Annotated in this window: 13 protein-coding genes and 1 pseudogene; 5 read left to right on the top strand and 9 right to left on the bottom strand. The window is 47.2% G+C overall.

Annotation, left to right across the window (positions count from 1 at the left end):
* Positions 1-168: 168 nt before the first annotated feature.
* Genes AC2FAP_RS24270 through AC2FAP_RS24255 form a run of 4 tightly spaced genes read right to left on the bottom strand, consistent with a single transcriptional unit; the run spans position 169 to position 2829 of the window.
* Positions 169-492 (bottom strand): hypothetical protein, encoded by a 324-nt coding sequence (locus tag AC2FAP_RS24270; RefSeq protein ID WP_172686954.1) that lies wholly within the window; start codon positions 490-492, stop codon positions 169-171.
* The gene (locus AC2FAP_RS24265; protein ID WP_172687048.1) at positions 489-926 is read right to left on the bottom strand and encodes a hypothetical protein; all 438 of its coding nucleotides are present in this window, start codon (positions 924-926) and stop codon (positions 489-491) included. The genes AC2FAP_RS24270 and AC2FAP_RS24265 overlap by 4 nt, the downstream gene beginning before the upstream one ends.
* Complete coding sequence (locus tag AC2FAP_RS24260; protein ID WP_172686955.1) at positions 926-1963, bottom strand: ParB/RepB/Spo0J family partition protein; 1038 nt, start codon at positions 1961-1963, stop codon at positions 926-928. Before AC2FAP_RS24260 ends, AC2FAP_RS24265 begins: the two co-directional genes overlap by 1 nt.
* Positions 1963-2829 carry a ParA family protein gene (locus AC2FAP_RS24255; RefSeq protein WP_172686956.1) on the bottom strand — a complete coding sequence of 289 codons (867 nt, stop codon included), beginning with the start codon at positions 2827-2829 and terminating at the stop codon, positions 1963-1965. Before AC2FAP_RS24255 ends, AC2FAP_RS24260 begins: the two co-directional genes overlap by 1 nt.
* A 502-nt stretch (positions 2830-3331) precedes the next feature.
* On the opposite strand from AC2FAP_RS24255, the gene AC2FAP_RS24250 reads away from it, so the two are divergent.
* The 4 genes from AC2FAP_RS24250 (at position 3332) to AC2FAP_RS24235 (ending at position 4475) form a co-directional block, all read left to right on the top strand.
* A complete protein-coding gene (locus AC2FAP_RS24250) occupies positions 3332-3583 on the top strand; it encodes a type II toxin-antitoxin system Phd/YefM family antitoxin (protein ID WP_172686957.1) in 252 nt (83 codons plus the stop codon).
* The gene (locus AC2FAP_RS24245) at positions 3580-3876 is read left to right on the top strand and encodes a type II toxin-antitoxin system RelE family toxin (protein ID WP_172686958.1); all 297 of its coding nucleotides are present in this window, start codon (positions 3580-3582) and stop codon (positions 3874-3876) included. Before AC2FAP_RS24250 ends, AC2FAP_RS24245 begins: the two co-directional genes overlap by 4 nt.
* Positions 3877-4029 carry a hypothetical protein gene (locus tag AC2FAP_RS24240; protein ID WP_176454397.1) on the top strand — a complete coding sequence of 51 codons (153 nt, stop codon included), beginning with the start codon at positions 3877-3879 and terminating at the stop codon, positions 4027-4029. It abuts the gene before it with no gap.
* Between the two features lie 143 nt (positions 4030-4172).
* Positions 4173-4475 (top strand): hypothetical protein, encoded by a 303-nt coding sequence (locus AC2FAP_RS24235; RefSeq protein WP_172686959.1) that lies wholly within the window; start codon positions 4173-4175, stop codon positions 4473-4475.
* Between the two features lie 80 nt (positions 4476-4555).
* Here the strand turns inward: AC2FAP_RS24235 and AC2FAP_RS24230 are convergent, their stop codons facing one another.
* The 4 genes from AC2FAP_RS24230 to AC2FAP_RS24215 all read right to left on the bottom strand — a co-directional run bounded on the left by AC2FAP_RS24230 (position 4556) and on the right by AC2FAP_RS24215 (position 6870).
* A complete protein-coding gene (locus AC2FAP_RS24230) occupies positions 4556-5326 on the bottom strand; it encodes a hypothetical protein (protein ID WP_172686960.1) in 771 nt (256 codons plus the stop codon).
* A gap of 398 nt (positions 5327-5724) precedes the next feature.
* The gene (locus AC2FAP_RS24225; protein ID WP_172686961.1) at positions 5725-6012 is read right to left on the bottom strand and encodes a hypothetical protein; all 288 of its coding nucleotides are present in this window, start codon (positions 6010-6012) and stop codon (positions 5725-5727) included.
* Between the two features lie 44 nt (positions 6013-6056).
* Positions 6057-6350 (bottom strand): hypothetical protein, encoded by a 294-nt coding sequence (locus AC2FAP_RS24220; protein WP_485453027.1) that lies wholly within the window; start codon positions 6348-6350, stop codon positions 6057-6059.
* A 73-nt stretch (positions 6351-6423) separates the two neighbouring features.
* Positions 6424-6870 carry an integrase catalytic domain-containing protein gene (locus AC2FAP_RS24215; protein ID WP_318155706.1) on the bottom strand — a complete coding sequence of 149 codons (447 nt, stop codon included), beginning with the start codon at positions 6868-6870 and terminating at the stop codon, positions 6424-6426.
* A 224-nt stretch (positions 6871-7094) separates the two neighbouring features.
* On the opposite strand from AC2FAP_RS24215, the pseudogene AC2FAP_RS24210 reads away from it, so the two are divergent.
* Positions 7095-7854, top strand: a pseudogene (locus AC2FAP_RS24210) (IS3 family transposase); the annotation flags it as partial.
* Here the strand turns inward: AC2FAP_RS24210 and AC2FAP_RS24205 are convergent.
* Positions 7821-8309 (bottom strand): GyrI-like domain-containing protein, encoded by a 489-nt coding sequence (locus tag AC2FAP_RS24205; protein WP_172686964.1) that lies wholly within the window; start codon positions 8307-8309, stop codon positions 7821-7823. The pseudogene AC2FAP_RS24210 and the gene AC2FAP_RS24205 sit on opposite strands and share 34 nt — an antisense overlap.
* Positions 8310-8430 lie beyond the last annotated feature (121 nt).

Below are 8430 nucleotides of genomic sequence, written 5' to 3'. Positions count from 1 at the left end.
TGGGGTATCGTTCGCCACGGGAATATCTGCGGCGACGAACCAGTAATGGGTTAAGTGATAAAAAGTGTATGGAAATATAGGGGCCAATCCACTGCAAATTCTCTTTGAATCCGGCACTCTGTTTAATCCTCAGGTTAGACAGATTTCGCATGCGAAATCTGTCTGTTTTTAATCACGCCGATGCAGCTGCATAAGAGCCTCGGATGGACGATAGTGCTGTTTTGCCCACCGCCCGTAATTATTTACGGACTCGTACTTGCGTTCATCAGCACCATCCCGGTAATACAGTATATGGATAATTCCGTGTAGCTGCAGATAGCTGGCTACCGTAGTTACATTATTGCGAACAAAGCGCGTGTGGCTCTGGAAAGTATCAAGATCAACTCCGTTCTGTCCGTCATCAAGCGCATCAAGAAGAAAAGCAATTAACGTTGAAGCGATAGAACGTCTGCCAGAGCCTGCGATACACGCATCAAGCTCTTGAAATGTCATCTGGATTTCCTGTTGTAACGGAAGTGAGCATCCTCTTCGATTGCAGCCACGAACCATCCGGTAGCAGTTTGCCTGTCTATACTATCAGGCAAAGAAGCGACTAGCTGCTCAAGTGAAAGTGCACGATTGGATCTGAATATCAACGCCGACATTCCACACCATTCCTGGTTGCTTTCTGGCTTCCAGCCGTTACTGAGCATCAATGTTAACGCCGTCTCAGCAGCCCACAACGGCGTTTCAGCCGGGTTAGAAGCCCATGAAAGTAACGCCGCGCCGGGGACGGGTCTGCTTCTTGTAACATATCCAAGAGTGATAGCCGCTTCTGTTAATGCGGCAGCAGCTTCGGATTGGGTTCCGGAATATCGAAGCGCCCAGATGCGGACAATTTGGCCACGGAATGCAGTGGCCATTTGGGTGAACGGGGTTGGTTTCATCACAGAGAACGCATCCCTTTGATACGTAGTTCCGAAGCCTCAACTGAAATCTCACCAATTTCCAATTTAACCCACACATATCCCTCTTCATCAGGTGCGCGGTCAGTCATAATTACCCCTAGCTGACCGTGACCGTCTATCTCGACAACTACCTGCCAGGTTTTTACACCTGAATTGCTGTCCAAAGCCTTGGTTGGCTTTTTGCTCTGAACTTTAGATTTCGCATGCGAAATCACATCTTTGCTTTTGTTCTTAACTTCATCTAGAACCGCTTTAACCTGCGCACGTGAAATACCAGACTCCCGTGCAGCTGCGATAAGCTTTTCAGCCTCTTCGGGAGATTTTTCATTTATCTGGACCAGTGTGTAAGCCAGATCAATATCAGATGTAACTTTATCCCGGAGCAGGGCGGTAACATTTTCGGGCGCATCAATCAGGCGCAGGTGTTTACTGACAAAAGAGGTTGGTTTACCCATTGTCTTCGCGATCTGCTCACCCGTCATATTGAAATCCCGCTTGAGCTCATAAAACGAATGTGCTGTTGCCAGGGGTTTAAGCCCTGACTGCTGCAGGTTCTCGATGAGCTGGCCAATGATGCGTTCTTTTCTGTCTTTCGGAGGCTTGCCGACATATATATCGATATGTGTGTCGCCACGCTTACGCGCTGTACGCACACGAGTTTCACCCATCCAGATCTGATAACCACGCCTGTCTCGTGGATAACAGCGAGGAGGTGTCAGCATGCCAATGGTCTCGTAGGTATCAGCCATACCATCGATGACTTCCTCGTCAAAATCTTCTTCCGGGCGAACCTGCTTTTCAGCATAAACCAGATTGATATCGACACGGATAATCTGACCTTCAGGTTCAATATCCGGGCGAGCTATATCAGCCATAATCTGATGAGCAGCTGCATCGCGAATTTGCTCATCCGGTTGTTTATTGACAATGACCTGTTCAATATCTGAAACCACTGTCCCAGTTTTCTTACTTTCCTGTTGAGCTTGCAGGCGCTTCAGGAATGGTTTTTTAGCCATTATTTACCTCCCGCAAGCTGAATGATTTTCTGAGTCAGTTCCTTATACTGAACCGCTGGCAGGCATTTTGGATCGTATTCGTTAAACGAAAGCCCAAGCTCAATCGCTTCTTTTGCGGCTGCTGGTACGAAGGATATGTAGGCGAGAATAAACTCTTCGGTGTATCCCTTCTCCTGCAGAATCTCGATAAGTAAATTGAGATTTAAAGTGTCAATTGGTCCCAGATAACCGTCTTTCAAAGGCTTTTTATAGTTTTTGACAGGGGTCTGAGTAACGTATGTACCCATAAACTGCAGCGAAGGGTTATAGTTCCGTTTGATTTTTTGCATGTACGCGAGCTGTTTGCCAACAGCATTACGCGCCTGCTTTTCAAGCAGAGTGGGGATCAGCAAATAATCTGCGGCCATATGCGCAGCAATCATGACATTTGAGTACGACGGTGCAGTGTCTGCAATAATAAAATCAAACTGTGTCTTCAACTCTCCGATGCGATCCCGAAAATCGAACATGCAGTCACTGTTGCGGTAGTTAATTTCGTTAAGTTCGCCTGTAGCCCCCATAATGAAACGTTCACCGGGAAGTTTAATGGGGTTGATTTTTGTGTCCTGGAAGAACAACTGATACGTATTTGCTTCGCCAGGCGAAAAGCTATTGCTCAATGGTTCTCGTTCGATTTCAAGCGGTAACTCATCCGGGAAAGCCCTCTCAGTTAACCCTGTAGTCCAGTCCAGATCGAGTTCAAGAGTGCTGAAGCCTGCTTCTCTGAGATCATGGGCAATCTCACTTGTAGACAGAGACTTCACGATACCTCCCTTTTGACTACTTACAACAATCAGCTTACCCGTAGGTCCAATTTTGAGTTTCATCTAACTATCCTTAAGATTTCGCATGCGAAATGTTTGAGAAGGGGCGGCATGGCTTAAGAGGGCATTCCCGGAGAAGAGGTTGTTCAGGATTTTGATTCATATGCACTCCTGTGAGTCAGGCGTCTCGCCAGATGCAGAAGCAGCTATCTGCGACTGCGTTTGTTGTCATCTATACAGGACAACAAACGCAGTATACAGACAAACAATAAGATATCAATATTGATATGCTATAAATTCCCCGGGCTAAATTCATTCCTAATCTACCTTAACAAAGGTATGAAGGGTGGTGGTTTTTCGGGGGGCACATGACTATGTTCGCCTACTGGTAGAGCTTATATAGCCTCAACATTAGTAGCAGAGGCTAACATGTTTGCCTTTCTTCTATTCACATTGGACACACTGCTTATTTTGTCCACCTGCATAGTAAATAGCAAAAAGACTTTTTAACAGGTCTTTTTAGATGTATTTTAGAGACTTGTTAAACGGTCTCAAAAGGTAATCTATGCCCAACATCATTCTCAGTGACACAAGTGCCAGTGTCAGCGAACTCAAGAAAAACCCTATGGCAACGGTCAGCGCTGGTGATGGCTACCCGGTTGCTATTCTGAACCGCAACCAGCCAGCTTTTTACTGTGTTCCGGCAGAGCTGTACGAGAAGATGCTCGATGCCCTCGACGATCAGGAACTGGTTAAGCTGGTCGCAGAACGCAGCAGCCAGACGCTTCACGACGTGGATCTGGATAGCTACCTATGACTTATACAGTCAAATTCAGGGAAGATGCATTGAAAGAATGGCAAAAGCTGGACAAGCCCATTCAGCAGCAGTTTGCAAAAAAGCTGAAGAAGTGCAGTGAAAATCCGCATATCCCTTCAGCAAAACTGCGCGGGATAAAGGACTGCTACAAAATCAAACTTCGTGCGTCTGGCTTTCGTCTGGTCTATCAGGTGATTGACGATCAATTAATTATTGCGGTTGTTGCCGTAGGTAAACGCGAACGAAGTGATGTCTATAATCTAGCAAGCAAACGAATGAGAGGAGAGGGTTAAATGTTTGGCAATGAAGCTGAAATCAGCAATTACGTATTGTTGAGTCTATTGGTGCTTGTCGGTGCAGCTTATTTCTGCAAAGGTTTTATCAGTCATCTTGCCACACTGGGAGGGCTGGTATTGTCTGTGTATGTGTTAATTTCCTTGTTTTGAAAGGCCGCGCCAGCGGCCTTTTTTGCACCCTCGTTTAATTCCCTGCGCAGTTAGACGTACAGGTCATTCTGTCCAGTGCTGCTGGCAGCGAGGGTTCTGGCTTGGTATATTAACCTCATGAAGACGAACCGGGCGATTATGCAATGACATTTAAGAATTGGTTCATTAATACTTTTTTAAGAGCTAAACCTTTAAAGCGGCACTACACCGATGCGGATATTTCCCGAAAACAGAATGAGCTTAATGAAATGAGAGCAGCGCATCAGCGGCTGATACGGTGTGATGAGGATGTCCTTGCTGAGTGCAGGGTTGAAAATCCGACAGTTACCAGCGAAATCCATATTAGAGATTTAGTCACATTTAAAGCGTCTCGTCTGATGCAAGAGATAAAGCTAAAAGAAGTTAATCTCAATGAAGCGATTTACAACGTAAACTCTACCCGATAGGCCGCTTGAGCGGCCTTTTTTACGCCCCCTCGTTTAATTCCCCGCGCCACCTGGACTTTCAGGTGTTTCTGTCCAAGAAATCACAGCGGCGTTCGTGATGCTCCCAACGGGAGTAGAACTTCGTAGCTACCATGCTCGCTTTCGTATCTACGGATGAAAGCGTTCACCTGCCTGTCCAGTAGGTCAAACAGTGAGATAAGCTCAGCGATAAGCTCTGCCACATAGCCCTCATCGATGATGATACGGTGTCGGATCAGCCTGATACCTTTTTTTAGCTTACAGTAGTTTTCTATATCTGCCAGCCGTTCCGCCCTGTGCTTCTCAATCTCACCTTCAGAGTGAACCAGAACATGCCTGATTTGTTCCACTTTCAGCATATCCTCCCATCGCTCCCACAATAAATCACCCTGATTAATATCAAAACAGGCTTCTCTGCTTAAAAATTTACGATAACGTTTTATACATGCTTCTTTTAAATACTTATCGCTCATGTCCTGTGGGAGAAGTTTATTTATTTCGGTGCATAATGTTTTAACTTGATGTTCAAAGAAATTATATAGTGTTATCACCATTGCTTTTCGATGCATTGGCGGGTAGAACTCGCCAAACTCGCGTATTTCCTGACTGTAACTATCAATAATGTCTTCGTGGTACTCTTCACTGTTGTTTTTCAGTCGTTTATTTATTTCATCACTTAGCTTATCATTGCTTTTCTCAATGTTACATTCTGAGTATTTATTATATGCAGCGTAATTATGAAGGTCTATTGTTGTGAAATGGCAAAGGTGAAAAAGGGTCGTGCCAAAGAAATCTATAACATTGGGGTAACGAAATTCTGTATCCTGTTCCATATACGTCCTTCATCGTATGACAGACTCAAACCGTTGCCGGTCGCACCGCTAAATTAAGCATTTATCATAATTCCCGCCCGGATTGGACGTACAGCACTTTCTGTCCAGTTTTTCAGTGCCTCGCTCCGCCATCGTCAATCCTCCACCTGAAATGTAAAAAAATGCTTTCTAATCTGGATATTTCGGCACTATCGGAAAAATTGTCCACAAAATATTTCTGGAGATCGTATTTATTTTCGTTGACCTGATTCCGAAACCGAGAGTCTGTTCAGAACTTGCTTCTGGACAGGGGAGGGGTTGGACAAGCCCGGGGGGCGCGTCAGTCTGTCACATTGGGGTATACCTCTGAGTATTAGGCGACAATTACCCCGTCCGCCGTGTTGCCTCACCAGTTAATGTTACTTTCTTTCTTCAACTAAAATGTTACCATCAGCACGAGTTCCGTAGACCAGTTCTCTGACCACCCTGACCCGCCATTCCTGTAATCTGCGCTGCAGTGTTCTGCGATGGCCTTCGGTGAATTTGCCCGGATGTGCGTCTTCAAGCTTGAGAAGTAATTCGGTGCTGCCCAGATGCGGCTCATCTTTCAGCCAGCATTCTATTTCGTTCCAGACGTCAGCAAAGGGATCTGCCCGGGTTCGCCAGTGGCGGGGTTTTGATGGAGCTGGATGATGTAAAGGATTCACTGCACCCTCCTGCCAGGCTACGGAGAGCCCCTGCAAAAACGCGGTTAAATCGCTGTTTTGTCTCCGATGGGATCCCCGACAGCTATTCGTACCAGCTGATGCTGATAGAGTCGAATGGTTTCCAGCAATTTCAAAGGGTCAAGTGCGTGGATGATATCGTCAAAATGGGCTCGAAGCTCAGCACGCAGGGTATGCAATTCTATCAGGCGGTTATAGGGCGTTTTGGGAGCGTCATGCCTGCGAACCGTTTTCCCGCCAATACGTTGCGTCTCCAGAAGCTTGAACGATGGCTGAAAGAAGTTAATAAACAATCGATTAGCCATGTACATCTGGTTCATCGCTTTTACTGCATGCTCACCGTCAAGACGACCATATCCCGCCAGCTTTCTGACCACTGAGCCATTTTTTGCTCTATCCAGGCCTGCTCGTTTTCCGGTATGGTCGGGAACGCGTTAGTGCTATACATCTGGCAGAACAGTATTCAAATAAGGCTTCGTTGATAAATTCGGCACCGTTATCAACATCAAGGCCTAGAAGCGGGAATGGCAGGATCTTTTGAACCTTATCAACGGCCCGGATGATCAATTCTGCGTTACGTGCCGGCAGCGCCACACATTCTGTCCACCCGCTGGCGATATCGGTCAGCGACAACGTCCACAAAAAGGTACCGGAGAGATGCCCGCCACAGTGCGCCACGAGGTCCATCTCCATAAACCCTGGTGAATGTCGCTCATGCTCGGTGAACATCCTGACCGGGATACTTTTGCTGACGCGGTTAACCACCCGGCTGCGTTTTTTAGCTGCGGTGGTATGTGCTTCTTTCAGCAAGCGATCGATGGAGGACGCACTGATTTTCATAAGTTGCTCGCGGAGTGCCGGATTCAGACTGATTTGCCCATGTTTCTCCATCGCCGGAATAAGCTGGGGCAGTAACGCTCTGAGCCGCTTGCCGCATAAGCGATCTGAAGCTTCCCAAAGGACAATCAGAGCCTGTTTTGGTGAGGCAACAGTGCGCGCTCGGTAACAAAAATGCTGATTCAATGCGCCGGCCAAGGTAGTTGACGTCTAATAATCCACTACACTCCCATGTTGCTCGTTTGCATGGCATTCAGCCCAGCCAGCTATTTAAGTGGAAAAACAGTATCTGGAAGGCAGCCTGAACGCCGTTGCGGCCGGAGAGGATGTGGTTCCGGCATCAGAGCTGTCCGCCGCAAACAAGCAGATTCGTGAGCTTCAGCGCCTTCTGGGTAAGAAGACGATGGAAGTAGAGATCCTGAAAGAAGCAGTGGAGTACGGCCAGGCCCGAAAATGGATAGCGCATGCGCCCTTGTTGCCAAAGGACAAGGAATAGCCCAGGTAAGCAGCATCATGGGCGTGTCGCGTGCGCACTTATCACTGCGGATTCACCGTTCTGCTGACTGGCAGGACGGTCGCACTCTCCGGCGAGACGAGTAAGCGGACGCAGAGGTCCTGTCGCGCATCCTCGGTATCATCAGCGATATGCCCAGTTATGGCTATCGCCGGGTGTGGGGGATAATGCGTAGACAGCTTCGCGATGAAGGTCTGCCTCCGGTGAATGCCCAACGGGTTTACCGTGTGATGAGCGAGCATAATCTGTTATTGCTGCATGACAAACCACAACGGCCTCAGCGCGAGCATAACGGTAAAATCGCGGTAGCGAAGAGCAACCAGCGCTGGTGCTCAGACGGCTTCGAGTTCGGATGTGACGACGGCGGAAAACTGCGCGTGACGTTCGCGCTGGACTGCTGCGACAGAGAGACCATAGACTGGGCCGCGAGCACCGGCGGCTATGACAGCATAACAGTACAGGATGTTTTAGTGCTAATACCTATGTAGATATGAGCTTCTTCAGGACTTTTATAAGCTTCAAAATCAGTAAGAAAACTGCGACATATCTCAGGGTGTTGCTCAAAATAAGACCAGATATAAGACCAGGTTTGAATCATCGCATCGGGCATAGCCCCTCTTGCTTCAAAAACGAGATATTTCCCAGCTTCAATGACAATATTTTCAAAATCGCTGTTTGATTTATCAACAGATACACCAACGGTTAAATCATAGAAGCCGGTAGCGTCAGTTTCATATGCTGAGTAAACGCCAAAAATTGGAGTATTTGGTAACTGTGTTGAGATCTGCTCTGCCACCCCCTCTGAATAGAACTTTGCCCATAGTCTAGGGATTCTTGCACTTTCAGAATTGAACTCATCAATGTTTTTCGTACGTACGCAAAGCCCCGCCACGCAGAAGCTTTTTATATGTTCAGTCTTTGGTTTCATAATGATTGTCTCTCTATGTAAATTTGAATTTGATCTTGACCCGCCATCTCCGGACAGCTTTTGTATCTTAAGTTAACGATGCCCGCTGCCGCCGGTATTCCCTCGGATATCCCAGCGCGCT

The sequence above is a fragment of the Enterobacter cloacae complex sp. 394I7 genome (assembly GCF_057320345.1).
This window is presented reverse-complemented; position numbering and strand designations above follow the sequence as displayed.

What these genes read in the sequence shown, in the direction of transcription:
- AC2FAP_RS24235 (WP_172686959.1), top strand. Translation starts at nt 4,173, where the DNA reads ATGACATTTAAGAATTGGTTCATTAATACTTTTTTAAGAGCTAAACCT.
- AC2FAP_RS24265 (WP_172687048.1), bottom strand. Translation starts at nt 926, where the DNA reads ATGAAACCAACCCCGTTCACCCAAATGGCCACTGCATTCCGTGGCCAA.
- AC2FAP_RS24255 (WP_172686956.1), bottom strand. Translation starts at nt 2,829, where the DNA reads ATGAAACTCAAAATTGGACCTACGGGTAAGCTGATTGTTGTAAGTAGT.
- AC2FAP_RS24215 (WP_318155706.1), bottom strand. Translation starts at nt 6,870, where the DNA reads ATGAAAATCAGTGCGTCCTCCATCGATCGCTTGCTGAAAGAAGCACAT.
- AC2FAP_RS24205 (WP_172686964.1), bottom strand. Translation starts at nt 8,309, where the DNA reads ATGAAACCAAAGACTGAACATATAAAAAGCTTCTGCGTGGCGGGGCTT.
- AC2FAP_RS24240 (WP_176454397.1), top strand. Translation starts at nt 3,877, where the DNA reads ATGTTTGGCAATGAAGCTGAAATCAGCAATTACGTATTGTTGAGTCTA.
- AC2FAP_RS24260 (WP_172686955.1), bottom strand. Translation starts at nt 1,963, where the DNA reads ATGGCTAAAAAACCATTCCTGAAGCGCCTGCAAGCTCAACAGGAAAGT.
- AC2FAP_RS24250 (WP_172686957.1), top strand. Translation starts at nt 3,332, where the DNA reads ATGCCCAACATCATTCTCAGTGACACAAGTGCCAGTGTCAGCGAACTC.
- AC2FAP_RS24245 (WP_172686958.1), top strand. Translation starts at nt 3,580, where the DNA reads ATGACTTATACAGTCAAATTCAGGGAAGATGCATTGAAAGAATGGCAA.
- AC2FAP_RS24270 (WP_172686954.1), bottom strand. Translation starts at nt 492, where the DNA reads ATGACATTTCAAGAGCTTGATGCGTGTATCGCAGGCTCTGGCAGACGT.
- AC2FAP_RS24230 (WP_172686960.1), bottom strand. Translation starts at nt 5,326, where the DNA reads ATGGAACAGGATACAGAATTTCGTTACCCCAATGTTATAGATTTCTTT.
- AC2FAP_RS24220 (WP_485453027.1), bottom strand. Translation starts at nt 6,350, where the DNA reads ATGAACCAGATGTACATGGCTAATCGATTGTTTATTAACTTCTTTCAG.